Here is a 24,212-nt window from a genome sequence, read left to right on the forward strand (position 1 = left end):
ACCTCAGGGCCGGCGGTAGTGCCCCGGGGTGGTGTCGCGCTCCTGGCTGCGCTTGACTTGGCTCGCCTGTACCAGCGCCTCTTCGGCATCGAGGTCGCCGTAGGCCACCAGCGCGCGGCCCTCGGCTTCGTTCAAGGCTGCCGGCATGCCCTGCACCTTCTTCACAGCCACGGCTGCACGGGCGGGCTGTGCAGCGCCACGTCGATGGCCAGGCCCAGTTCGTCCAGGCCCACCGGCTTGAGCAGCACGGGGTAGGCCCGGGCGTGCAGCGCGGAGCGCTCAGGGTTCTGCGTCAGCACCAGCACCCGCATCAGCGGGCGCAGCGGCAGGCAGGACTCGATCAGCGCGGCGCCGGTGAGCGGCCCGGCGAAAGGCTCGTCCACCAGCATCAGGTCGATCACCACCGGGGACGACAGGTGTTCCAGCGCCTGTTCCGCATCGCCGGCGCCGAGCACCGCATAGCCGCGGTCCAGCAGCAGTTGCTCCAGGCGCCACAACTGGTCGGCCTGCTCGGCGAGCAGCAGCACCACCTTGTTCGTTTCGCTCATGGCTCGTCTCCGTCGGTGAATGGTCCGACTTCCTGGCGAGCAAGAACCACGCCCACCCGCGCGACGATCCAGGCCCCGGCGCAGAGCGCCCGCGCACAGGGTCATGGCAGGACGACATCAGCAAAATGCGCTGGCGGCTCCGCCGTGCGCTGCAAAATGCCCAGCGCAGCCGCCGGTAAGCTGGCCGGCACCAAGCGGCGCCGCCGCAGTCGCAGCAAAGAGCGGCCAAGCGAAGGTACCCGCCATGACAGAGCATCCCCGCCCCCTCCCGGCCGAGCCCGCGGAGGAGTTCGGCGAACGCAGCCACCCGGTCGCCGAGCACATGGCCGGCCAGCGCCGGGCCTGGCGCCTGGAGCGCCTGGGGCTGGCCGTCCTGCTGGGCATAGTGCTGGTGGCCCTGAGCGGCCTGTTCGCCAGCGGCCCGCTGAGTTCGCGCCAGTTGGCCAGCCAGGATGGCCGGCTGCAGGTGGAGTACGAGCGCTTCGGCCGCATCGGCGCCAGCCACAACCTGCACGTGCGCCTGCGGGGCGCCCCGGGCAGCCCGGCCGAGCTGCGCCTGGGCGGCGACTTCCTCGCCCGCCAGAGCGTGCAGAGCCTGCAGCCGATGCAGCGCGGCGACAGCTGGCGCGGCGGGCTGGCCATCCACGGGCGGCACGACGAGCGCGGCGAGTGGCACCTGTTCCTGACCTTGTTGCCCGACGCGCCGGGCCTGCTCGACTACCGGGTGGAAGGCGCCGGCCAGACCCTGGAATTCAACCAGCTCATCTACCCCTGAGGAGGTGCCCCATGGAGTCGGTCCTGCGCGCCGCGGCCATCTACCTGCTGTTGCTGATCCTCTTCCGCATCGCCGGCAGGCGGTCGCTGGCGGACATCACCACCTTCGACCTGCTGCTGTTGATGATCATCGGCGAAGCCACCCAGCAGGCCCTGCTGGGCAACGACTTCTCGCTGATCAATGCGGCGCTGGTGATAGTCACGCTGATCGTCATCGACGTCGGCCTGTCGCTGCTCAAGCTGCGCCACCCGGCGGTGGACCGGCTGATCGAGGGCTCGCCGACGCTCATCGTCGAGTACGGCCGGCCCTTGCGCGCGCGCCTGGCCGAGGCGCGCCTGCGCGAGGAAGACATCCTCCTCGCCGCGCGCCAGACCCAGGGCCTGGAGCGCATGGAGCAGATCCGCTTCGCCATCCTGGAGAAGAACGGCAAGATCTCCATCATTCCCGAAAGCGGCAAATGAGCGGCTGCGAAGTGTTCTGCATGGATCAGCGCGGCGGCGCGTCGCCTTCGGCCTGCTCCTGGTCGGCCACGCGCTGGGGCGTTTCCCCGGCGCCGGCGCTCTCGCCCATGCGCTGGTAGGTGTCGCGCAGCTTCTGCAGCTGCTCGGCGTCCAGTTCGTCCAGCCCCATCAGGGCGTCGTGGGCCGCGTGGGTGGTGCGCAGCAACTCGTCGATCTTGATGTGCAGGGCGTCGGTGTCGCGGTTCTGGGTGTTCTGGATGAGGAACACCATGAGGAAGGTGACGATGGTGGTCGAGGTGTTGATCACCAATTGCCAGGTGTCGTTGAAGTGGAAGAAGGGCCCGCTGACGGCCCAGGCCACCAGCAGCGCGCAGGCCACGGCGAAGGTCGGCGGGCGCCCGGCCCATAGCGACAGCCACTGGGCGAAGCGGGAAAACGACAGCCCGCCGGGCTTTTCCCGCTCGGCGCCAGCCGCGGCCGGGGGCGCCTCGTCGGCCCCCGGCGCGGCCGCCTTCGCACGCTGCCCCGGCCGCTCAGCCCGGGCGCTTCTCATCGCCGATCCCCTGGATGTCGATGTCCTCCGGCGAATACTCCGCCGTCGAAGCCGGGGGCTTCTGCACGCAACCCTCTCTGCCGTCCTCCTCGGGCGTCTCGATGACCGGGCCGGGCCGGCGCGGCTCGCCCTTGCGCTCGCGCACCGGCGCCTTCGGCGGGTCGTCATGTTCGGCCACGGGGCCAGGGCGGGGTTTCTGCACGATGGTGTTCTTCTCGCTCATCACGTTCTCTCCCGGGGCCGAGCCCCCAAAGCCTCTGGTGTCGCCCTCGGTGGAAAAGCGCCGCGGCCGAGAGTTCAGAAGAACTCGCCGGCGGCAGCGCGAGCTTCGCCGTTTTCCTGAACTTCTGCCGCCTCGCCCCGACCAAAACTACTCATACGCATCGATAAGGGGGAACACCATGGCGTCGCTGAATTCCTGGCTCGACCTCGCCTTCCTCGGCCGCCTGCTGCTGGTGGTGGCCGCCGCCCTCGTGGTCGCCGGGCTGCTGCACCTGCTCATCGGCTCCCTGAGAAAGCGCCTGGCGGCCAGGACCAGCCAGTGGGCCCGCTATGCCTCGGCGATCGCCAACAGGACCAGCAACCTGCTGCTATTCGCCTTCTCGCTGATGCTGGCCCTCAAGCTGGTTGCCCTGCCGGGCAACTGGGAGGCGGCGCTGACCCATGGCTGGTTCGTCATCCTGGCGCTGCAGGTGGCCCTGTGGCTCGACGCCTGCGTGCGCCTGTGGACCGGCGAGCTGGCCCGCTCGCGCTTCGGCGGCATCCGCAACCCGGTGATGGCGACCCTCCTCTCGGTGGTGATCCTGATCGTCGTCTGGGCCGTGATGCTGCTGTCCATCCTGGCCAACCTGGGCGTCGACATCACCGCGCTGATCGCCAGCCTGGGCGTGGGCGGCATCGCCGTGGCGCTGGCCGTGCAGACCATCCTCAGCGACGTGTTCGCGTCCCTCTCGATCGGCTTCGACAAGCCCTTCGAGATCGGCGACTTCGTGGTGTTCGGCGACGTGGCCGGCACCATCGAGCACATCGGCCTGAAGACAACGCGCATCCGCAGCCTCAGCGGCGAGCAGATCGTCTGCTCGAACACCGAGCTGCTCAAGCAGACGCTGCATAACTACAAGCGGATGAACACCCGGCGCATCGTCTTCCAGTTCGGCATCAGCTATCGGACCTCGGCCGAGCAGGCCAAGGCGGTGGCGGAGCTGGTGAAGGAAATCATCGACGCCCAGCGCGAGGCGAAGTTCGACCGCGCCCACTTCCTCTGCTTCGACGAGAGCCGCCTGCTCTACGAGGTCGTCTACATCATGCAGACGGCCGACTACAACCGTTACATGGACGTGCAGCAGCAGATCAACCTGGGGCTGCTGGCCGGGGTGCAGGCGCTGGGCGTCGACTTCGCCTTCCCGGTCCGCGAGCTGCGCAACGTCGAGGCGCCGGGCGATGCCCCGCGCGGCCAGGAACGCCATTTCGCCCGCCCGCCGGCGCAGGACGGCGGCCAGGGCTCCACCAGCCATTGAGCGGGCGCCTCAGTCCTCGGGCGCGGAACGCTCGTAGCGCGCGCTGAACGCCTGGATGAAGGCGTTGCGCAGGATGCCGAGGAAGGCCTGGAACGCGCTGACGTCCCGGTCATGGATGTTGCCGCTGAGCTCGACGCGGGTCGCGAACTGGTCCTTGCGCTGGTTCTTCAGCAGCGTCTCGCCGCCGCCCACCAGCGCCTCCCAGATGGAGCGGAACAGGCCTTTGTCCTTCTCCTCCACGTCCTGCTGCCAGTTGAACACGTCGACGTCGCGCAGCAGCGGCTTGATGTAGCCGCTGAGCCGGCCCTCGTCCGCCCTGGCCTCGATCACCAGGGTGCCGTGGCCCTGGTTGAAATCGAACTTGCCGTAGGCCGCGGCGAAGTCGTTCACCCGCCGCAGCTCCACGTCGCTGGCGCGCAGGCGCAGCTCGAAGTCCTCGAAGTTGGCGAAGGGGTCGAAGGACGCCTGCACTTCCAGCGGCGCCTGGCCGAACAGCTGGGCGTGGCCTTCGAAGCGGGCCACCCGTTCGCCCTTCTCGTCCCTCACGTTGGTCAGGTTGTACAGGCTCGCCTGCACCGCGCTGGCGGTAAGGTGCACCGGCGGCCTGGAGCGGTAGTTGCGGAAGTGGATGCGGCCGTCGTCGATGCGCACCTCGTCCAGGGTGATGGGCAGCAGCTTGTCCAGCTGCTCGCGCCAGTCGGTGCCGGCGCCGCTCTGGGAGTCCTGGCGGTCGCCGCCGTCGACGAAGTTCAGCTGCGGCCGCAGGAACACCACCCGCGCCACGATGCCGTGGTCGTACCAGAGCGCGTGCCAGCTCACCGAGAGGTCGATCACCGGCGCGTCCAGCAGCGGCACCGGCACCTTGCCGTTGACCTTGACGATCTTCAGGCCATTGATCCGGTAGGCCCCGCGCCACAGCGCGAGATCGACGTCGGCGAGCTGGCCGTGGTAGTCGCCCATGCGGTCGAGCTTGCCGTTGAGGTAGTCGCGGATCACGTAGGGCAACGCGACATGCGCGACCAGCAGCAACGCCAGGATCGCCAGGACGCTCGACAGGAGCAGGCTGTAGCGTCTTTTCATCACCGCCTCCGGAGCTTCTCTGGCAGTGGACTGGCGCAGCGGACGGCGAGTTCAGTGCGGTGGCGGCCAGTCCGCGATGGGTGCGGCTAGACGAGTGTGGAGTCAGGGTTGGCAGCGGTGTGTGGGCGAAGTCCGCTGCCCTCACCCCAGCCCTCTCCCAGAGGGAGAGGGGGCTGTCCGTGCCACCGGGGTGTCCGGTGCGCTCGGTGAGTCTAATCGCGGACAAAGTCCGCTCCTACGCCCCCGGCAAACACAACCCGTAGGATGGCGTTGAGCGAAGCGATACCCATCACCACAACCGGCAAGACAGTTGCTCCTACGTCCGTGCCTTCTGGCCGTAGGAGCGTCCCCACGTCACGCCGGCACCGCCCCCACCTGCGCCTCCCTCGCCCAGATACGATGCTGCAGCAATGCGTTCTTCAATCCAGCGAACACATCCCCCGCCGCCGCCCCCATCACCAGGCCGTCATCCGGCTGCAGCCCCAGTTGCCCCGGCAACGCCTGCGCATCGCCGCTGAAGACCAGCGGCTTGAGGTGCTTGTAGGCCTCCAGCAGGTAATGCAGACCACGGCCGTCCCCGCCCAGCGTGACCGCCACCCCGCCCGGCACGTAGACCGCGTCGAAGGCCACCGAGGGCAGGCCGTCCCAGGTGCCCTGGGGCGCCAGGCTGGCACCGCTGTCGGCCTTGACCGGCGCCGCCGTGGGGCCGATCAGCTTGGCGCTGGCGCCCTCCGCGCCCAGGGCCTGGAGCATGTCGCCGATCTCGCTTTCGCTGGCGCCGTCGGCCACCAGGATCGCCACCTTGCGCGAACGGATGTCGCCGGCCAGCAGGTTCACCTGGCTGAGCGCCGGCGATGGCTGCGACGCCGGGCGCTGCGGGGCCTTCGCCGTGACCTGCACGCCGATCTGCGCGGCCACCCGCGCGGCCAGCTGGGCATCGATGTTCACCAGCACCTCGTTGACCTCGCGCTCGCGGATCGCCTGGCGCTCCACCTTGCCCAGCTCGAAGGCGTAAGCGGCCACCACGTGATTCTGCTCGGCCTCGCTCAGGCTGTGCCAGAACAGCGCGGCCTGGCTGAAGTGGTCGGCGAAGGACGCCGCGCGCTCGCGCACCTTGCTGCCGGTCATCGGCTCGTGGTAGCTGACGAAGCCGCCCTGGCGCGCCGCCGGCGGGGTTTCCCGGGGCCAGCCGGCGTCGATGGAGTTGGGCTCGTAGGAGGCCCGCCCGCGGTGCAGGCTGTGCTGGTGGTAGGCGTCGCGCTGGTTGTTGTGGAACGGGCACAGCGGCTGGTTGATCGGGATCTGGTTGAAGTTCGGCCCGCCCAGGCGCAGCAGCTGGGTGTCGGTGTAGGAGAACAGCCGGCCCTGCAGCAGCGGGTCGTTGCTGAAATCGATGCCCGGCACTATGTGGCCGACGTGGAAGGCCACCTGCTCGGTCTCGGCGAAGAAGTTGTCCGGGTTGCGGTCCAGTACCATGCGCCCGAGCAGCTGCACCGGCACCTGTTCCTCGGGCACCAGCTTGGTGGCGTCGAGCAGGTCGAAGTCGAACTTGTCCTGATCGTCCTCGGCGATCACCTGCACGCCCAGCTCCCATTCCGGGTAGTCGCCCTTCTCGATGTCCTCCCAGAGCGTGCGGCGGTTGAAGTCCGGGTCCTTGCCGGCGAGCTTCTGCGCCTCGTCCCAGACCAGCGAGCAGGTGCCGGACTTCGGCCGCCAGTGGAACTTCACCAGGTGACTCTCGCCGTTGGCGTTGACCAGGCGGAAGGTATGCACGCCGAAGCCCTGCATGTTGCGGAAGGCGATGGGGATGGCGCGGTCGGACATCAGCCACATGACCATGTGCGCCGACTCCGGCTGCAGCGAGACGAAGTCCCAGAAGGTGTCGTGGGCCGAGGCGCCGGTGGGGATTTCGTTGTGCGGCTCGGGTTTCACCGCGTGGACGAAGTCGGGGAACTTGATCGCGTCCTGGATGAAGAACACCGGCATGTTGTTGCCCACCAGGTCGAAGTTGCCCTCCTCGGTGTAGAACTTCACCGCGAAGCCGCGCACGTCGCGCACGGTGTCGGCCGAGCCGCGCGGGCCCTGCACGGTGGAGAAGCGCACGAACACCGGGGTGCGCTTGCCGGCCTTGCCCAGGAACGCCGCCTTGGTCAGCGCGCTGCAGTCCTCGTAGGCCTCGAAATAGCCGTGGGCCGCCGAGCCGCGGGCATGCACCACGCGCTCGGGGATGCGCTCGTGGTCGAAGTGGGTGATCTTCTCGCGCAGGATGAAGTCTTCGAGCAGCGAGGGGCCGCGCGGGCCGGCCCTGAGGCTGTTCTGGTTGTCGGCGATGCGCGTGCCGGTATTGGTGGTCAGGGCCTGCCCGGTGGCGTCCTCGCGGTAGCGCTCCAACTGCTCCAGCTTCTCGTTGACGTTGCCGCGGTCGGTGGTCTGGGTCCCCGCCAGTTGGCTCTGCTTGCCGGACTCTTTGTTCTGCGTCATCTGTCCATCTCCTGATCAGGTGGGCGGCGCCCATGGGCGCGCTGGCTCTTGGTTGGGGGCGGGCGCGGCGGCGGAGTTCAGGCTTTTTTCCCGGCGGTAGGCCGGCGGCGCGTTCGGCGCTTGGTTTGAACCTCCGGCCTTGCCCGGCAGTCGGCTGGGAAACGACCTCCGCCGGAGCCGCCATGTCCCACGACCTGCCCACCGGCCTGCTACAGGCCCTCGCCGACTTCGAACTCCCCCGCGACCTCAGCCGCCAGCCCGACACGCTGGGCCGGCGCCTGCGCGAGCTGTGCGCCGCCGGCCTCGACCAGTTGCCCCGCCCCGGCGGCGGCCGCACCCTGCAGCGCTGGCAGGCGCTGGCCACGGTGGCCGGCGCCGACCTGTCGCTGCTCAAGCTGTACGAAGGCCACACCGATGCCCTGGCGATCCTCGCCGAGCTGGTCCCCGAAGTGCCGCGGCGCCCCGGCGTCTGGGCGGTGTGGGCCGCCGACCCGCCAAGCCAGCGGGTACGCATCGAGGCGCGCCGGGGCGACGAGGTGCGCATCAGCGGGGTCAAGCCCTGGTGCTCCGGCGCCGCCCAGGTGGACCAGGCGCTGCTCAGCGTCCGGGACGAGAACCAGCGCCCGCAACTGGTGGCGGTGAGCCTCAGGCAGCCGGGCGTGCAGGTCGCCGAGGGCGGCTGGAACGCGGTGGGCATGGCCGCCACCGCCAGCGTCGAGGTCAGCTTCGAGGCAGCCGGGGCGCGTTGCGTGGGCGGGCCGCTGGCCTACCTGGAACGCCCGGGCTTCTGGCACGGCGCGGCGGGCATCGCCGCCTGCTGGTACGGCGCGGCCAGCCGCCTGGCCAGTTACCTGCACCACGGCCACACCGACGACCCGCACGCCATGGCCCACCTGGGCGCGGTGGACGCCGCCCTGGCCGGCGCCGCCGGCGCGCTGCGCGAATGCGCCGGCTGGATCGACGACAACCCCGACGCCTGCGCCGAACTCGGCGCCCGGCGCGTGCGGGCCCAGGTCGAGGGCGCCGTGGAGGCGGTGCAATGGCACGTCGGCCGCGCCCTGGGCGCCACGCCCTTCTGCCGCGACCAGCATTTCGCCCAGTTGGCCGCCGACCTGCCGGTGTTCCTGCGCCAGAGCCATGGCGAGCGCGACCTGGCCTTCCTCGGCCTGCGCCTGGCCGCCCAGGCCGCCGAGGCCTGGGCGCTATGAGCGCGGCGCAGGACCCGATAGCCGCGGCCGGCGCCGGCACCGACCCGCAGGCCTGGCGCGCCTGCCGGGCGCTGCGGCGCTTGCCGCGGATCACCCCGCAGACGCTGCTGGGCGACGGGCGCCTGGTGCTGGTGGCGCCGCACCCCGACGACGAGGTGCTCGGCTGCGGCGGCCTGCTCGCCAGCCTGGGCGACTGGGCCGGCGAGCTGCTGCTGGTGTCGGTCACCGATGGCGAGGCCAGCCACCCCGGCTCGTCCCGCTGGACGCGCGAACGCCTGCGCGAAGTGCGCCCGCAGGAGAGCCGCGAGGCCCTCGCCCGCCTCGGCCTGGACCTGTCGCGCCTGCACTGGCGGCGCCTGGGCATGGCCGACGGCCAGGTCGCTGCGGCCCCCCTCGACACCGCCCTGCGCGGCCTGCTGCGCCCCGGCGACAGGCTGCTCAGCACCTGGCGCCGCGACGCCCACCCGGACCACGAGCAGGTCGGCCTGGCCTGCGCGGCGGCGGCCACTGCCTGCGGCGCACGCCATTGCGAAGTGCCGATCTGGGCCTGGCACTGGGCCGCCCCCGGCGACCCGCGCCTGCCCTGGGCGCGGGCCCGGCGCCTGGACCTGGACGCGCGCGCCCGGGGGCGCAAGCGCCGGGCCATCGCCGCCCACGCCAGCCAGCTGCAAGCGGACCCCGCCCGCGGCGCCGGCCCCATCCTCGGCCCGCACCTGCTGGAAACCCTCAACCACCCCTTCGAGGTGTACTTCCTGTGAGCCTGCCCGCCAGCCATTTCGAGGCGCTGTACGCCGACGATCCCGATCCCTGGGCCTTCCGCACCCGCTGGTACGAACGGCGCAAGCGCGCACTGCTGCTGGCCTGCCTGCCGCGCCCGCGCTTCGCCCGCGGCTTCGAGCCGGCCTGCGCCAACGGCGAACTGAGCATCGAACTGGCCCAGCGCTGCGACGAACTGCTGTGCAGCGACCCCAGCGCCACCGCCGTGAGCCTGGCACGCCAGCGCCTGGCCAGTTGCGACCACGCCCGCGTGCGCCAGGGCGGCCTGCCCCAGGACTGGCCCGCCGGCCGTTTCGACCTGGTGGTGCTCAGCGAGCTGGGCTACTACCTCGATGCGGAGTCCTGGCGCCTGGCCTGCGAACGCGCCGCCGCCAGCCTGGAGCGCGGCGCCGCGCTGGCGGCCTGCCACTGGCGCCATCCGATCCTGGACTGCGAACTGGCCGGCGACGCTGTCCATGCCCTGCTCGCCGAGGCCATGGGCGCGCCGGCGCGGATCTGCCACCTGGAACCGGACTTCCGCCTGGAGCTGTGGTTCGACGACAACGCCGGGGCCGCCCCGTGATCGGCGTGCTGGTGCCGGCGCACAACGAGGAACAGCGCCTGCGTGGCTGCCTGTTGTCACTGCTGGAAGCGGCGCGCCACCCGGCCCTGAACGGCGAGCCGGTAACCGTGCTGGCAGTGCTCGACAGCTGCACCGACGGCAGCGCGGCCATCGCCGCCGAGCTGGGCGTGGCGGTGCTGCCGGTGAGCGCGCGCAACGTCGGCCAGGCCCGCCGCGCCGGCGCCCAGCACCTGCTGGGCCTGGGCGCGCGCTGGCTGGCCTGCACCGACGCCGACAGCCGCGTCGGCCCCGACTGGCTGGCGCGCCAGCTGGCCTTCGACGCCGAGGCGGTGTGCGGCACGGTGCGCCTGGACGACTGGTCAGCCCATGCCCCCGAGGTGCAGGCGCGCTACCTGCGCCACTACCAGTCCCGCGAGGGCCACCGCCACGTGCACGGCGCCAACCTGGGCATCTGCGCCCTGGCCTATCGCCGCGCCGGCGGCTTCCGCCCGCTACCGACCGACGAGGATGTGCACCTGGTGCGCGACCTGGAACGCTGCGGCGCGCGCATCGTCTGGACGCACCAGACCTGCGTGACCACCAGCGCCCGCCGCGACTACCGCGCCCACGGCGGTTTCGGCGCCTACCTGGAGAGCCTCGCCGAACTGCCGCTGGCGCAGGGCGAATGAGCCATCGCCGGCGCACCCGCGAGCGGCCGATCGCCCTCGACCAGCAGCCAGGGGCTCAGGGCAGCTCGGCCGCGGCGGCGTAGCGGTGCGCGCCGCAGCGCCGGCAGCACTGGTGCAGCAGGCGCTCGTGGCCCACTTCCAGCACCTCCCGGCCTTCCCACTCGCAGCCCCTGAGCAGGCACAACAGGGCGGACTTCATGCCGACGGCTCCCCTGCCCGGGGCGGCTTGCAAGGTTTCATCACGCGCCAGCCTCAGGCCACGCCATCCAGGGCGCCGGCCTGCCAGCCGTCGCCGGGGCCGGGCTCGCCCTCGCAGGGCGTCAGCGGGACGATGCGCAGCTCGGTGATGTCCGCCGGGTTGCTGTCCGAATGCAGGCTTTCCAGCTGGAAGCGCGCCTGGTCGGGGGTCAGGTTGCCGCTGGGGGCATCCACCTCGTGGGAGCAGGGCTGGCCTTCGAGCTCGTAATGGATGCGAAAGCGCGGGGGCTGCGCCATGGTCGTGTTCCTCCGTGGTGCGTGGTCTCCGGCTGACCGGCGCTCCGGGCCAAGGTTCAGCCGCGCTCGCCGACCGGCCTACCGCGCCAAGGACGCCGCGGAGGAACAGGATGGTGTTGAGCTTGCGAAACCCATGCGGTTGCGCCGATGGGTATCGCTTCGCTCAACACCATCCTACGAAAAGCCATGCTCGCTCCTACGCAACCCCACCCGCGCCATTCCCCTGTAGGAGCGCGCCCTGCGCGCGAATCGCGGGCAGGGCCTCCTACAATTCCAGGGAGGTACGGTTTTGCCCCCGCACCGAGGCGCTCTTCGTAGGATGGGTTGAGCTTGCGATACCCATGCGGTTGCGCCGATGGGTATCGCTTCGCTCAACACCATCCTACGAAAAGCCGTGCCCGCTCATGCGCCAGGACGCCGTCCGCGAGTTGAAATCCCCCCTGTATAAGAAGAAGTTATAACGACGCTTCGCCAGCCAGTTACCGTCATTTCCTGACGTCGGCTTTTCGGCGCGAGCGGGGCCAGCGGCCCCCTGCCCTGCGCTTCCAACTCTGCCCGCCGCCGCACTGAAAACCTGAACGCCCGCCCCGCTGCCTTCTCAAACCAGAATGAACCACGGGACGAGGTACGCAGCATGTCCTCCTTCGCCAGCGAAGCCGGGCGCGAACGCCTTTGCCACGCCGCCGAACCGTTGCCGGAGCCGGACGCGGCGGACACCATCCCCTTCGGAGTCCGACGATGAACGCATTCGACGACCGCCGGCACGCCGGCAAGGCCCTGGCCGAGGCGCTGCGCGAACGGCCCATGCACGAACCCCTGCTGCTGGCCCTGCCCCGCGGCGGCGTGCCGGTGGCCTATGAAATCTCCCTGGCCCTGCAATACCCCCTGGAGCTGCTGCTGGTGCGCAAGATAGGCGCGCCCGGCCACGAGGAATACGCCGTGGGCGCGGTGGTGGAAGGCGACCCGCCCAGGTGGGTGAAGGACGAGGACCTGCTGCGCCAGCTGCGCCTGGCGCCCGACTGGTTCGAACGCCGCCTGGCCGAACAGCTGCAGGAAATCGAGCGCCGCCGCGCCCGCTACTGTGGGCAGCAACCGCTGGCGTCACGCCGCGGCCGCGACCTGATCCTGGTGGACGACGGACTGGCCACCGGCAACAGCGTGCGCGCGGCGCTGCAGGCCCTGCGCGAGGACGACCCGCGGCGGATCATCCTCGCCGTGCCCGTGGGGCCGCCGGCCACCGTGGAGAAACTGCGGCCGCTGGTGGACGAGCTGGTGTGCCTGCTGACGCCGGAGGATTTCCACAGTGTCGGCCACTACTACCGGGACTTCCACCAGCTCGACGACCAGGAGGTCATCGACCTGCTCCGCCCCTCGCGGACGCCTTCCGGCGCCTGATCCGACGGTGCTTCAACCACTGGCGAAACTTCTTCGAACCATTGTCCGGCGATGCCTTCCCAGTAACTGTGTGGGCCGACTGGCGGCCCACCCAATGGATGCGATGCATCCGAGGAGCACTTTCATGACTTCCAAAAACACCAACCCCGGCAACTTCGCCAACGATCGCGAAAAAGCCTCCGAGGCAGGGAAGAAAGGCGGTCAGCAAAGCGGCGGCAACTTCGCCAACGACCGTGAGAAAGCCTCCGAAGCCGGCCGCAAGGGCGGGCAGCACAGCCATGGAGGCGGGCGCAGCTAAGCCCTCACCCGGTGGAGCCTTTGGCTCCACCGGGGACCCGGTCGGACCGCGTGCCCGAGCTTTGCGGCAAAAAGCGTTTTGAAGGCAAACAGCAACTTGGCCGTGGACTTTCCAGGCGGTCCATCGCTTCCGCTGGCGCGTCCTGCACGAAACATCCACTACGCCGCGGGCCCTCCCGGGTCATGGCTCATTCCTCCTGAGAGGTTTCGCTCAATGGGCAAGGCCCTGTTCGCGAGCCCGGCACTGTCGACTTTCGAAATGGCACAGCTCTTCCTGACGACGGGCCTCGGAGCAGCCGAGCCTCGTAGCGGCGATCCGCGAGAGCGCCTCCGCCCTGCCCCGTCCCATGGCACTCTCGCTGGCGGCCTGCGCAGGGGACAGGCGGCGGTAGGCCAGGGGCACCTTCCAGCCGCCCAGGGCCTCCACCAGCCGGAAGCCCATGTCCACCAGCCAGGTCGGGTAGCGGTCGCCCTGCCGGAAGGGATAGTGGAAGCGGTGGCGGGTCAGGTGGCCGGGCATCTCGCGCACCAGCTCGGCCCGGCACTGCATCACATCGCGCGTGTAGCGCAGCTTCCGGAGCATGTCGAGCGGGCGGAACGGCATCTGCATACCTCGTTGATTGTCGTTGGACGCCAGGTTGCATCTGCATAAAAAGTGCTGCGCACCTTTGCCGGTGGGCAGCACAAGTGGAGATCGTTAAAGCTCAGCCCGCCGCGCGGCAGGCCGGACCGGTGTTCACTTGAGCACCCCGAGGCGTTGCGCGCCGTCGCTCGAGGCGACGAACTCGGCGATGTTGCCGACGCTCTGGTCGATCAGCCGCTGCATCGCATCGTTGCTGCTCCAGGCCACGTGCGGCGTGAGGATGAAGTTGTCCTGCTCGATCAACTGCAGGATCGGGTTGTCCGGCTGCACCGGCTCGTCCACCAGCACGTCCAGCGCGGCGCCGCCGAGGCGCCCGGCGAGCATCGCCTCGATCAGCGCGGCCTCGTTGACCACGCCGCCGCGGCCGGTGTTGACGATCACCGCGTCGGGCTTCATCCGCGCCAGCTCGGCGGCGCCGACCAGGTCGCGGGTCTCGTCGGTCAGCGGGCAGTTGATCATCAGCACGTCGCTGAGCTGCAGCAGCGTGTCCAGCGGTACGTAGCTGGGCCCGGCGTAGCGGCCGCCGCGGTCATGGAAGACCACGTGCATGCCGATGCCCCTGCCCAGTTCGGCCACGCGCTTGCCGATGGGGCCGTTGCCGACGATGCCGAGCACGCGGCCGCGCAGGTCGCGGATCGGGTAGTCGAAGTAGATGTTCCTGGGCTCGGCGGCGCCGCTGCGCACCCGCTGCATCAGGCGGCTGTAGCTGGAGACCTTGCGGAACAGCTCGAACATCATCGCCACGGCATGCTCGGCCACCGAGTAGGTGGCGTAGCCCGGCACGTTGCTGACCTTGATGCCGTGCGCCCGGCAGTAGTCCAGGTCGACGATATCGGTGCCGGTCAGCGCCAGGGAGATCATCCGCAGGTCGGGCAGCCGGGCCAGGTGTTCCTCGCGCAGCGGCACGCTGCAGGTCAGCGCCACGCTGGCGCCGCGCAGGTGCTCCACCACCTGCTCCGGGCGCGTGTAGCGGTGGCTGACCCAGGTGTGCTCGAAAGGCAGCTTCGGCACGCGGACGTCGGGCCCGATGCCTTCGTCGTCGAGGAAGACGATGCGATGCTTCATTGGAATGCTTTCCTATTTCTTCTGGGCGGGAACGTAGCCGGCGGGGGCCAGCGCGGCGAGCTGCGAGGTCAGGAAGCTGGCGTCCAGGTTGCGGTCCTCCAGGGACTCCTTGCGCACCAGCGCGTCACGCACCAGGTGGGCGCCGATGAAGCGGAACGGCTCCGGCGGGAACAGCTTCATCTTCTGGTTGACCAGGCCGCAGTTGGCCCACTCGTCGTTGGCCTCCTCCACCAGCGACTTGATGATCCGGCTGGCGAACACCGTGGTGCCGACGCCATTGCCGGAGAAGCCGATGCCGAACACGATGTTCGGGTGGCCGCCCAGCTGGCCGAAGTTCGGCAGACCCTTCATGGCGCGGTCGATCGGGCCGGTCCAGCTGCTGACGATGGGCACGTCGCTCAGTTGCGGGTAGAAGCTGCGCATCTCGGCAGCCACCTTCTGCGCCGCCGGCGTCGGGCGCTCGTAGAGGTCGCCGATCCTGCCGGCGAAGGCGAACTGCCCCAGCGGCTTGCCGAAGACGATGCGCCCGTCGGGGGTGTTGCGGTAGTAGTTGAGCACGGTGCGCGAGTCGGTGATGCACTCGCCGCCGCTGAAGCCGATCTGATCCAGGCGTTCCTTGACCGGCGCGGTGGCCACCATGTCGCTGGACATGACCGCGATCATCCGGCGCAGCTCGGGGAACTGCGCGCCCCAGGCGTTCATGGCGACGACCACCTTCTTCGCCCGCACGCTACCCTGCGCGGTATGCACCACCGGCTGCTCGGAGCGCTCCAGGGTGGTCAGCGGCGACTTCTCGTAGATCACCACGCCCAGCTCCAGGGCCACCCGGCGCAGGCCGCGGGCCAGCATCGCCGGCTGCACGGTGGCGGCGTTGGGGTCGAAGATGCCGCCCATCATCCGCGCCGAACCGGTGCGCCGGCGCACCTCCTCGCGGGTGAGGTTGCGGAAGGGGTTGACGCCATGGCGTTCGAGGCTGTCGGTGAGCACCTTCCAGGAGTCCACCTGGCGCTGGTTGCTGGCGGTCCACAGCCAGCCGTCCTTGCGGTACTGCGCGTCGATGCCGTGCTCGCGGCAGAAGCTGCCGATCTCGTCGATGGCCGATTCGGCGGCCTCGCAGATGCGCCGCGCTTCCTTCTCGCCGCAGATGCTCATCACCGACAGGTACTTCGCCCACCAGTTGGTGGCGATGCCGCCGTTGCGGCCGCTGGCGCCGGAGCCGCAGCGGTCGCGCTCGACGATGACGATCCGGCGCTCGGGATGCGCCTGCTTCAGGCGGATCGCCGACCACAGGCCAAGGAAACCTCCGCCGACGATGCAGACGTCGGCCTGCTCATTACCCTTGAGCGAGGGGGCGAGGTGACAATCGCGATCCAGCGCCTGCGCATACCAAAAGCCACGGTACATGTGTATTCACCCACTGCGAATGTGATGGTTAGAACACATGTTGCCGAAGGGGACGGCCGGCCACTATCAGGTTACGGACAGATGCTAGAAGCCCGCTGCCGAGTCAATGCCGTTCGCTTGGGAAAGGATGCCGTTTCTCTGGCTGGGGGAACGGGATTTTCATATGCTCTGAAGGGGCGTTCCGGTGCGCTCGGGTATTTCATCGTAGGGCGCATAACGCCTATGGCGTTATCCGCCGAATCGCGGACAGAGTCCCCTACGCAGCCCCACCCGCACCATTCCCATGTAGGAGCGCGCCCTGCGCGCGAAATCGCGGGCAGGGCCCGCTCCTACAGGTTGCCCCGAGGCACGGCATTCCCCCGTAGCGGACCTTGTCCGCGATGGCCGGACATATCGGCGCGGTTCGCGGATGAGATCCTCCTACGCTGCCCCCCGCGCCATTCCCATGTAGGAGCGCGCCCTGCGCGCGATTCGCGGGCAGGGCCCGCTTACGGTTCCAGGAAGCACGGGCATAGGAGCAACTGTCTTGCCGGCTGCACCGAGATGCGCCTCAACGGATGGGTTGAGCCTTGGCGAAACCCATGCGGCCGTGGTGATGGGTATCGCTTCGCTCAACACCATCCTACGAAAAGCCATGCTCGCTCATGCGGTAGGACCTTGTCCGCGATTGGATTCACCGGCCACGCCGGCAACCCCGCTGGTACGGCCAGCTGTCCGAAATCCCCCGGGGGGCGCCGAAATCTTATAGATTCCGAGAGCGTTGTTATATTTAAGACAGCCGGCCGGGATTAAGCTGCTGCCATCGCAGGGCATCGCGCGTGCGGCGCGGCCCCTGGCGATGCGACCTGGAGCGCCCGGCCCCTGCCGCCAGGGCATGAGGTAGAGGACAACAATAATGAAGATGTCCAGTGTGTACGAACCCGGTGGCGACGACGCCGAAGCCCCGGTGGTGAAGCCCGACCTGCGGGTGGGCTTCATCCTGATGAACCAGTTCACCCTGGTGCCCGTCGCCGGCCTGGTGGACTCGCTGCGCTTCGCCGCCGACAAGTCCTTCCGCAGCCAGCAGATCTTCTGCAAGTGGGACTGGATGACCTGCGACGACCAGCCGGTGACCGCCAGCTGCGGCATGCCGATCTCCCCGACCAAGCCGCTGAGCGTCATCGACCAGTACGACTACGTGGTGCTGGCCGGCGGCCTGCTGAGCGAGACGCGCAACCCGCCCGAATCCCTGCTGCAGCTGCTGCGCGAACTGCGCGCGGCCAAGACGCCGATCATCGGCCTGTGCTCAGGCTCCTTCGTGCTGGGCAAGGCCGGCCTGCTCGACGGCCGCCGCTGCGCCGTGCACTTCACCATCCGCGAGGAGTTCATGCAGCGCTTTCCCGAAGCGGAAGTGCTGGTGGACAAGAGCTACGTCGACGACGACGGCATCATCACCTGTCCCGGCGGCACCGCCATCGACCTGGCGGCCAAGCTGATCAGCCGCCACTGCGGGCTGATCCGCGCGCAGAAGGGCCTGGAATACCTGCTGGTGGACGACGAGGAAATCCAGCGCCAGGCCAGCGACGACAAGGCCCCGGTGACCGAGCTGCACGTCTACAAGAACGCCCTGGTGGAGCGCGCCATCGCCTACATGCGCAACCACATGGACTCGCCCACCTCGCTGCGCGAAGTGGCGGAAAGCATCGGCACCAACGAGCGCCAGCTGCACCGCGCCTTCATGTCCAGCACCAACGAGTCGCCCGCCCAGTACTGGCGCAAGCTGCGCCTGGACGAGGCGCGCAAGATGCTGATGAACACCGAGCTGCACGTCACCCAGATCGCCTACCTGACCGGTTTCTCCGACGCCTCGCACTTCATCCTCTGGTTCCGCAAGCAGTTCGGCGAAACGCCCTGCTCGTTCCGCAAGCGCCGCCACGACGTGGAAAAACTGATAAATTCCGGCCACTGAACGGCCCGCTCGCAGCGCCCTGCCGCCCCGGCGGCAGGCGCACGGCAACCCCGCATCTCATCCGCTCCCCCCACACAACCCCAGGGAAGGCCTTTGACGCCAGGTTCGGCGCCCGCCGAGCCGCGCCCCGCCTCCCGCTTTCCGATCAAGGCACAGCATGACCACCGCCGCAGCGTCGCAACAAACCAAAGGCAACCTCCTGGGCATAGGCGCCATCCTGCTCTGGAGCACCATGGCCTCGCTCATGCGCCTGATGAGCGAGGCCTTCGGCCCCCTCGGCGGCGCCGCGCTGATGTACACGGTGGCCACGCTCTTCCTCGCCCTGCTGCTGGGCTGGCCTTCGCTGCGGCACTTCAGCCTGCGCTACCTGGTGGTGGTCGGGAGCCTGTTCGTCACCTACGAGATCGCCCTGTTCCTGGCGCTGGCCTTCGCCCAGAACCGCGCCCAGGCCATCGAGGTGGCCATGCTCAACCACCTGTGGCCCTGCCTGACCGTCCTGCTGGCCGCGCTGCTGCGGCTGCAGCGGGCCAGTCTCTGGCTGATCCCGGGGATGGCGCTGTCGCTGCTGGGCGTGGGCTGGATCCTCAGCGGCGGCCAGGGCCTGTCGGTGCAGAGCATCGCCCGCAACGCCGTGCAGAACCCCCTGAGCTACGGGCTGGGGGTCGGCTGCGCCTGCGTCTGGGCCCTGTACTGCTGCATCTCCAAGCGCATGGCGCCGACCAAGGACGGCACCGTGCCCTTCTTCGCCATGGCCAGCGCGGTGCTCTGGATCAAGTACGCCTTCAGCGACGAGTCCCTGGCCATGCCCGGCCTCGGCGGGGCCGGGCTGCTGGTGGCCACGGCGCTGGTCATCGCCCTGGGCTACGCGGCCTGGAACCAGGCGCTGCGCACCGGCAACCTGATGATGCTGGCCGCCACCTCCTACACCGCGCCGGTGCTGTCCTCGGCCTTCAGCTCGGTGATCCTCAGCACCGCCCTGGGCCTGAGCTTCTGGCAGGGCACGCTGATGGTGACCCTGGGTTCCCTGGTGTGCTGGTGGGCGTCGCGCAGCGGCTGATGCCCGCGCCCTGCCCGGCCGCCCGGCCGCGCACGTGCGCCAGCAGGGCCTGCAGCGGGTGCGGCAGGGCCTTGCCTTCCATGCGCTTGACCTGGCTGCGGCACGAGTAGCCGTCGGCCAGCAGGTTCGCCTCCACGCCATGCTCCGCGATCAACCGTCCCCAGGACTGCGCGTAGATGGCCCTGGAGGTCTGCAGGTTGCGCGTCTCGTGCCCATAGGTGCCGGACATGCCGCAGCAACCCGTGGCCAGCACCGTGAGCTCCAGCCCCAGCCGCTCGAACACCCGCTGCCACTGGCCGACGCTGGCCGGGGCGTTGGTCTTCTCGGTGCAGTGGGCCAGCAGCCGGTAGCCGGGCCGCTCCGCCCCCGTCGGCGCTTGCGTCGCCGGCAGCACGTCGCACAGCCATTCCTGGATGAGTTGCACGCGGGGCGTGTCCTCGCCCAGCAGCTTGGCGTACTCCTGGCGGTACACCAGGGTCATGGCCGGGTCGAGGCCGACCAGGGGCACGCCGCACGCGGCCAGCGCCGCCAGCGCCCCGCCATTGCGCCGCGCGGCCTTCTCGAAGGCGCCGAGGAAGCCCTGCACGTGCAGCGGCTTGCCGTTGGCGGCGAAGGGCGCCAGGTACACGCGGTAGCCCAGGCGCGAGGCCAGCTCGATCCAGTCGATGGCCACCGCCGTCTCGAAGTAGCGGGTGAAGGCGTCCTGCACGAACACCACGCTGCGCCCGCGTTCGGCCGCCGACAGGCCGGCCAGGCGCCGGGGCGTCGCCAGTTGCACGTCCCAGCGCGCGCAGGCCGCGTCGAAGTCCAGGCGGCTGAGCAGCGGGCTGTCGACCATGCCGGCCACCCGGGCGAGGAACAGGCGCACCGGGGCGAAGCCCATCAAACCGTTGTACAGCCGCGGGAAGCGGGCGAAGAAGGGAATGCTGAATTCCAGCGAGCCGATCAGGTAGTCCTTCAGCGGGCGCCCATAGCGGCCGTGGTACAGCTCCAGGAAGCGCGAGCGGAACTCCGGCACGTTGACCTTCACCGGGCACTGCCCCGCGCAGGACTTGCACGCCAGGCAGCCGGCCATGGCGTCGTACACCTGGTGGGAGAAGTCGCTTTCGCCCAGGCGCCGGGCCAGGGCATTGCGCAAGCGCCACAGCGGCGCCAGCGGCCGCCCGCCCCGTCGGATCGCCGCGCTCTGCGCCAGCACGTCGACGCCCTGCTCACCCTGCAGGCGCAGCCACTCGCGGATCAGCGAGGCGCGCCCCTTGGGCGATTGCGTGCGGTCGCGGGTGGCCTTCCACGACGGGCACATGGCGTCGTCCGGGTCGAAGTTGTAGCAGGCGCCGTTGCCGTTGCACTGCACGGCCGTGTCGTAGCTCTGCCAGACGCGCTCGTCGATGCGGCGGTCCAGTTCGCCGCGCAGGGTCACCTCGTCCACGCCGGTCAGCCGTGCCTCCGGCAGGCTCGCCGGTGTGGCGATCTTCCCGGGGTTGAGCTGGTTCCACGGGTCGAAGGTCGCCTTCAGCGCCTGCAACTCGGGGTACAGCTCGCCGAAGTAGGCCGGCGCGTACTCCGAGCGCAGGCCCTTGCCGTGCTCGCCCCAGAGCAACCCGCCGTACTTGCGCGTCAGGGCCGCCACGCCATCGGAGATGGGGCGGATCAGCGCGGCCTGGCGCGCGTCCTTCATGTCCAGCAGCGGGCGCACGTGCAGCACGCCGGCGTCCACGTGGCCGAACATGCCGTACTGCAGGCCGTGGCCGTCGAGCAGGGCGCGGAACTCGGCGATGAAGTCCGCCAGGTGCTCCGGCGGCACCGCCGTGTCCTCGACGAAGGGCTGCGGCCGGGCCTGGCCCTCGACGTTGCCGAGCAGGCCGACGGCGCGCTTGCGCATGGCGTAGACGCGTTTCACCGCCTCGTCGCCGATCGCCAGGGTGTGCCCCAGGCGCTGCACGGAAGTGTCGCTGCGCAGGTGCTCGACGAAGGCGTGGACGCGCTGCTCCAGCTCGGGCCAGTCGTCGCCGCTGAATTCGATCAGGTTGATGCCGAGGGTCGGCGTATCCGCATCCTCGGGGAAATACTCGGCCACGCCGTGCCAGACGATGTCGCGCATGGCCAGCAGCAGCACCTTGGAATCCACCGTCTCGATGGACAGCGGCCGCAGCGCCATCAGCGCCTTGGCGTCGCGCAGCGCGCTCATGAAGCTGGCGTAGCGCACGTTGACCAGCACCGAATGACGGGGGATCGGCAGCACGTTGAGCTTGGCTTCGACGATGAAGCCCAGGGTGCCTTCGGAACCGCACAGCACGCTGTTGAGGTTGAAGCGCCCGTCGGCCTCGCGCAGGTGCGCCAGGTCGTAGCCGGTCAGGCAGCGGTTGAGCCTGGGAAAGCCGGCGGCGATCAGCTCGGCCTTGCTGTCGGCGATGTCGCGCGCGCAGCGCAGCACCTCGGCGCGCCGGTCGCCGCGGGCGATCTGCGCCTGCAGCGCCGGTTCGTCCATGGCCGCGCTGTGCAGCACTTCGCCGCCCAGCAGCACGCTGTGCAGTTCCAGCACGTGGTCGCGGGTCTTGCCGTAGGTGCAACTGCCCTGCCCGCTGGCGTCGGTGTTGATCATGCCGCCGAGGGTGGCGCGGTTGGAGGTCGACAGCTCAGGGGCGAAGAACAGCCCGTGGGGGCGCAGCGCGGCGTTGAGCTGGTCCTTGACCACCCCGCCCTGCACCCGCACCCAGCGCCGCTCGGGGTCGATCTCGAGAATCCGCGTCAGGTGCCGGGACAGGTCGACGACTATGCCCTCGGTCAGCGACTGGCCGTTGGTGCCGGTGCCGCCGCCGCGCGGGGCCAGCAGCACCTCGCGGAACTCGGCACGGCCGGCCAGCTCGGCCAGGCAGACGACGTCCGCCGTATCCAGCGGGAACACCGCCGCCTGCGGCAGGCGCTGGTAGATGGAGTTGTCGGTGGCGAGCACCGTGCGCGTCGCCTGGTCCGGGGTGATCTCGCCGCGGAAGCCGGCGGCGCGCAAGCGCTCCAGGAACGCGCGATAGACCTGGGCGAGCCGGGGTTCGGCGGGGAGACGGGCGATCATCAGCGCTGCGCCCAGGCCTGGATCTCGATGCGGTAGTCGGGGCTGGCCAGCTGCGCGCCGACGCAGGCGCGGGCCGGCTGCAGCACGCCGCCGACCCAGGCGTCGTAGACCTCGTTCATGGCCGCGAAGTCCTGCATGTCGGCAAGCCAGATCTGCACCCGCAGCAGCCCTTCGCGGCCGACGCCGGCCTTGGCCAGCAGGGCGTCGAGCTGGGCCAGCACGTCGCGGGTCTGCCCGGCGATGCCCGCCGCGCAGTCGTTGGCCACCAGGCCCGAGGTTTCGATCCTGTCGCCGGCGATGACCAGTTTGCTGGCCCGGGGCGATGCGTCAATACGGGTAATCATGCTGCGCCGGCGCCTCAGAAGATCACGTAGGTCTTGCGGAAGGGTTCGCGGATGTCCCACACGCCTTCGCAGTTGGCCGGGAAGAACACCGCGTCGCCGGCGCGCAGCTCCAGCGGCTCGCCGCCGTCGGGGGTGAAGATGCACCAGCCGGAAACGACGTGGCTGAACTCGCGGTTCATGATGTGCCGGCGGAATACCCCCGGGCTGCTTTCCCAGACGCCCACCGAGGCGGAGGACGCCTCCAGGGTGACGTCCTGCCCCAGGCGGGCCTGGGCGACGAGGTCGCCGACCGGCAGCTTGGCCGGGGTCGGTTCGCCCATGGGCGATTGCGCGGCGTTCTTGATCAGGGTCGGTTTGACGGCCATGGGTTCGGTTCCTCTTCAAGGGGTGCCCGGGGCCTGCCCGGGCGGATTCGTAAGGGTTGCGCGCCGTCAGCTTTCCAGGCCGGCGCGGTGCTGGCCCCAGCACAGGCTGGCGTTGACGCCGAGGGACAGGAACGGCTGCGGCGGGTTGCGGCTGGGCCCCGCGCTGGCGAGCAGGAAGTCGATCAGTTCGTTGCGCTGGCCGGCCAGCCAGTCGGCCAGCAACGTGCCGGTGCCGGTGCCGCGGGTGATGCCCAGGCCGTTGCAGCCCAGCGCGCCGTAGACGTTGGGCGCCAGCTCGCCGAAGTGGCCGGCGTGGTTGCGCGTCATGCCCATGGCGCCGCCCCAGGTGTAGTCGAACGCCACGCCCGGCAGCATCGGGAAGCGATGCTCGAAGGAGCGCCGCTGGGCCGCCGCGGCCCGTGCCAGCAGGCGCGCGTCGATCTTGCCGCTGGGGTTGAAGCTGAAGCTGTTGCGCACCAGCAGGCGCTGGTCCGGGGTGCGCCGCAGGGTGCTGCCGAAGGGGTCGGCGGGGATGATCCCCCAGACCGGCTTGCCGCCCAGCCGCGCCTGCTCTTCCTCGCTCAGCGGGCGGGTCATGCTGGCGTAGGTGAACACCGGCAGCAGCCGCCCCTTGAGGAAGCCGAACTGGGTGGCGAAGGCGTTGTTGGCGAGCACCAGCTTGTCGGCGACCACGCTGCCCGCGGCATGGCGCAGGGTGATCGGCCCGCGGTAGTCCACCTCGGTGACGGCGCAGCGCTCGAACAGCGAGACGTTGGCCGGCAGGCTGTCGGCCAGGCCCTTCACCAGGCTCGCCGGCTGCAACAGCAGGGTACCGGGGGTGTACAGCGCGCGGCGGTAGAAGGAAGTGCCCAGGTGCGCGGGCAGCGCGTCGGCCTCGATGATCTGGTAGGCCTGGCCGAGCTTCTCCAGGCCGCTCTTGTAGGCTTCCAGCACCCGCAGGCCCTTGTCCTCCACCGCCGCCTGGTACTTGCCCACCGGCTTGAGCTGGCAGTCGATGCCGTGCCGCGCCACCAGCGAGGTGATCACGCCCTGGGCGAACAGGTTCAGCTTCAGGCTCATCCGCGCAATGGCCGGATCGCCGATGTAGTCGGGCGCGCCTATGTCATGGGGCAGGTCGATGGCGAAACCGGAGTTGCGCCCGGACGAGCCGAAGCCCACCTCCTGGGCCTCCAGCAGCACGACCTCGTCGGCCGGGAAGTTCAACGCCAGTTGGCGCGCGGCGGCAAGCCCGGTCAGGCCCGCCCCGACCACCGCCCAGCGCGCCCGCACCTGGCCGCCGCGGGCGGCTCGCGGGGTGCGCGGGGGGCTGAGGTGGAACCAGCCGCAGCCATTATCGTCAGCAGGGGTTTCTTGTATTTTCACGGTGTTCTGCTCTCACAACGGATGGCGAATTCTGGAGCGCGCGCCAGCCCGGCGCCTATAACGAAAAGGACGATTGCCAGCAGGTTTCCCCTCGCCCGCCCACGCCGGCCGTGCCC

Annotated in this window: 25 protein-coding genes and 1 pseudogene; 11 read left to right on the plus strand and 15 right to left on the minus strand. The window is 69.8% G+C overall.

The window, feature by feature from the left end; all coding sequences use genetic code 11:
- Positions 1-3: 3 nt before the first annotated feature.
- Together PM1_RS17400 and PM1_RS17405 are read right to left on the minus strand one after the other, a co-directional pair.
- Positions 4-147 carry a hypothetical protein gene (locus tag PM1_RS17400; protein ID WP_009619795.1) on the minus strand — a complete coding sequence of 48 codons (144 nt, stop codon included), beginning with the start codon at positions 145-147 and terminating at the stop codon, positions 4-6.
- Positions 148-161: 14 nt separating this feature from the next.
- Positions 162-548, minus strand: coding sequence for a response regulator (locus PM1_RS17405; RefSeq protein WP_009619793.1), 387 nt, complete (start codon positions 546-548; stop codon positions 162-164).
- 244 nt (positions 549-792) lie between these two features.
- Here PM1_RS17405 and PM1_RS17410 point away from each other — a divergent pair, with 244 nt between their 5' ends.
- Both PM1_RS17410 and PM1_RS17415 read left to right on the plus strand, forming a co-directional pair.
- Positions 793-1,323, plus strand: coding sequence for a hypothetical protein (locus PM1_RS17410; protein ID WP_009619791.1), 531 nt, complete (start codon positions 793-795; stop codon positions 1,321-1,323).
- An 11-nt stretch (positions 1,324-1,334) separates the two neighbouring features.
- Positions 1,335-1,784, plus strand: a complete 450-nt coding sequence (locus PM1_RS17415) for a DUF421 domain-containing protein (RefSeq protein WP_009619789.1) — start codon at positions 1,335-1,337, stop codon at positions 1,782-1,784.
- A 25-nt stretch (positions 1,785-1,809) separates the two neighbouring features.
- Here the strand turns inward: PM1_RS17415 and PM1_RS17420 are convergent, their stop codons facing one another.
- Positions 1,810-2,226: a low affinity iron permease family protein gene (locus PM1_RS17420; RefSeq protein WP_024128376.1), complete on the minus strand. Its 417-nt coding sequence runs from the start codon at positions 2,224-2,226 to the stop codon at positions 1,810-1,812.
- A gap of 91 nt (positions 2,227-2,317) precedes the next feature.
- On the minus strand, positions 2,318-2,560 hold the full coding sequence (locus PM1_RS17425) for a hypothetical protein (protein WP_009619785.1): 243 nt from the start codon (positions 2,558-2,560) through the stop codon (positions 2,318-2,320).
- 178 nt (positions 2,561-2,738) lie between these two features.
- Between PM1_RS17425 and PM1_RS17430 the strand changes: the two genes are divergently transcribed.
- Positions 2,739-3,854 carry a mechanosensitive ion channel family protein gene (locus tag PM1_RS17430; protein ID WP_009619782.1) on the plus strand — a complete coding sequence of 372 codons (1,116 nt, stop codon included), beginning with the start codon at positions 2,739-2,741 and terminating at the stop codon, positions 3,852-3,854.
- A 9-nt stretch (positions 3,855-3,863) separates the two neighbouring features.
- Here PM1_RS17430 and PM1_RS17435 read toward each other — a convergent pair whose 3' ends face one another.
- Entirely contained in the window at positions 3,864-4,934 is a 1,071-nt protein-coding gene (locus tag PM1_RS17435) for a DUF748 domain-containing protein (protein WP_009619780.1), read from the minus strand.
- 354 nt (positions 4,935-5,288) lie between these two features.
- Entirely contained in the window at positions 5,289-7,415 is a 2,127-nt protein-coding gene (katE, locus tag PM1_RS17440; protein WP_009619778.1) for a catalase HPII, read from the minus strand.
- Between the two features lie 182 nt (positions 7,416-7,597).
- Between katE and PM1_RS17445 the strand changes: the two genes are divergently transcribed.
- The 4 genes from PM1_RS17445 to PM1_RS17460 are packed head-to-tail and all read left to right on the plus strand — an operon-like array spanning position 7,598 to position 10,630.
- Positions 7,598-8,623: an acyl-CoA dehydrogenase gene (locus tag PM1_RS17445; RefSeq protein ID WP_043300092.1), complete on the plus strand. Its 1,026-nt coding sequence runs from the start codon at positions 7,598-7,600 to the stop codon at positions 8,621-8,623.
- Positions 8,620-9,381, plus strand: coding sequence for a PIG-L deacetylase family protein (locus PM1_RS17450; RefSeq protein ID WP_043300090.1), 762 nt, complete (start codon positions 8,620-8,622; stop codon positions 9,379-9,381). The genes PM1_RS17445 and PM1_RS17450 overlap by 4 nt, the downstream gene beginning before the upstream one ends.
- Entirely contained in the window at positions 9,378-9,962 is a 585-nt protein-coding gene (locus PM1_RS17455; RefSeq protein ID WP_009619773.1) for a methyltransferase domain-containing protein, read from the plus strand. The genes PM1_RS17450 and PM1_RS17455 overlap by 4 nt, the downstream gene beginning before the upstream one ends.
- Entirely contained in the window at positions 9,959-10,630 is a 672-nt protein-coding gene (locus PM1_RS17460; protein ID WP_009619771.1) for a glycosyltransferase, read from the plus strand. The genes PM1_RS17455 and PM1_RS17460 overlap by 4 nt, the downstream gene beginning before the upstream one ends.
- A gap of 55 nt (positions 10,631-10,685) precedes the next feature.
- Here the strand turns inward: PM1_RS17460 and PM1_RS17465 are convergent, their stop codons facing one another.
- A complete protein-coding gene (locus tag PM1_RS17465) occupies positions 10,686-10,829 on the minus strand; it encodes a PSPA7_2676 family Cys-rich small protein (protein WP_009619769.1) in 144 nt (47 codons plus the stop codon).
- Between the two features lie 53 nt (positions 10,830-10,882).
- Complete coding sequence (locus PM1_RS17470; RefSeq protein WP_009619767.1) at positions 10,883-11,125, minus strand: hypothetical protein; 243 nt, start codon at positions 11,123-11,125, stop codon at positions 10,883-10,885.
- Positions 11,126-11,863: 738 nt separating this feature from the next.
- On the opposite strand from PM1_RS17470, the gene PM1_RS17475 reads away from it, so the two are divergent.
- Both PM1_RS17475 and PM1_RS17480 read left to right on the plus strand, forming a co-directional pair.
- Positions 11,864-12,520, plus strand: a complete 657-nt coding sequence (locus tag PM1_RS17475) for a phosphoribosyltransferase (RefSeq protein ID WP_009619765.1) — start codon at positions 11,864-11,866, stop codon at positions 12,518-12,520.
- Positions 12,521-12,668: 148 nt separating this feature from the next.
- Positions 12,669-12,818: pseudogene (locus tag PM1_RS17480) on the plus strand (general stress protein); the annotation flags it as partial.
- A gap of 210 nt (positions 12,819-13,028) precedes the next feature.
- Here the strand turns inward: PM1_RS17480 and PM1_RS17485 are convergent.
- From PM1_RS17485 to PM1_RS17495, 3 genes are all read right to left on the minus strand, one after another.
- On the minus strand, positions 13,029-13,421 hold the full coding sequence (locus tag PM1_RS17485) for a hypothetical protein (protein WP_009619763.1): 393 nt from the start codon (positions 13,419-13,421) through the stop codon (positions 13,029-13,031).
- Positions 13,422-13,553: 132 nt separating this feature from the next.
- Complete coding sequence (locus PM1_RS17490) at positions 13,554-14,525, minus strand: D-2-hydroxyacid dehydrogenase (RefSeq protein ID WP_009619762.1); 972 nt, start codon at positions 14,523-14,525, stop codon at positions 13,554-13,556.
- Positions 14,526-14,537: 12 nt separating this feature from the next.
- The gene (locus PM1_RS17495) at positions 14,538-15,929 is read right to left on the minus strand and encodes an NAD(P)/FAD-dependent oxidoreductase (RefSeq protein ID WP_009619761.1); all 1,392 of its coding nucleotides are present in this window, start codon (positions 15,927-15,929) and stop codon (positions 14,538-14,540) included.
- A gap of 895 nt (positions 15,930-16,824) precedes the next feature.
- Here PM1_RS17495 and PM1_RS17500 point away from each other — a divergent pair.
- Both PM1_RS17500 and yddG read left to right on the plus strand, forming a co-directional pair.
- Entirely contained in the window at positions 16,825-17,877 is a 1,053-nt protein-coding gene (locus PM1_RS17500) for a GlxA family transcriptional regulator (protein WP_009619760.1), read from the plus strand.
- 157 nt (positions 17,878-18,034) lie between these two features.
- On the plus strand, positions 18,035-18,934 hold the full coding sequence (gene yddG, locus PM1_RS17505; protein ID WP_009619759.1) for an aromatic amino acid DMT transporter YddG: 900 nt from the start codon (positions 18,035-18,037) through the stop codon (positions 18,932-18,934).
- On the opposite strand, the gene ydiJ is transcribed toward yddG, so the two are convergent.
- The 4 genes from ydiJ to PM1_RS17525 form a co-directional block, all read right to left on the minus strand.
- Entirely contained in the window at positions 18,843-22,004 is a 3,162-nt protein-coding gene (gene ydiJ / locus PM1_RS17510) for a D-2-hydroxyglutarate dehydrogenase YdiJ (protein ID WP_009619758.1), read from the minus strand. The genes yddG and ydiJ overlap by 92 nt on opposite strands.
- Positions 22,004-22,348 (minus strand): RidA family protein, encoded by a 345-nt coding sequence (locus PM1_RS17515; protein ID WP_009619757.1) that lies wholly within the window; start codon positions 22,346-22,348, stop codon positions 22,004-22,006. Before PM1_RS17515 ends, ydiJ begins: the two co-directional genes overlap by 1 nt.
- A 14-nt stretch (positions 22,349-22,362) precedes the next feature.
- Positions 22,363-22,713, minus strand: coding sequence for a cupin domain-containing protein (locus tag PM1_RS17520; RefSeq protein WP_009619756.1), 351 nt, complete (start codon positions 22,711-22,713; stop codon positions 22,363-22,365).
- A gap of 66 nt (positions 22,714-22,779) precedes the next feature.
- Complete coding sequence (locus PM1_RS17525) at positions 22,780-24,096, minus strand: NAD(P)/FAD-dependent oxidoreductase (RefSeq protein ID WP_009619755.1); 1,317 nt, start codon at positions 24,094-24,096, stop codon at positions 22,780-22,782.
- Between the last annotated feature and the right edge of the window lie 116 nt (positions 24,097-24,212).

The organism is Pseudomonas sp. M1 (genome assembly GCF_022760135.1).
In the GTDB taxonomy this organism is placed as follows: domain Bacteria; phylum Pseudomonadota; class Gammaproteobacteria; order Pseudomonadales; family Pseudomonadaceae; genus Pseudomonas; species Pseudomonas citronellolis.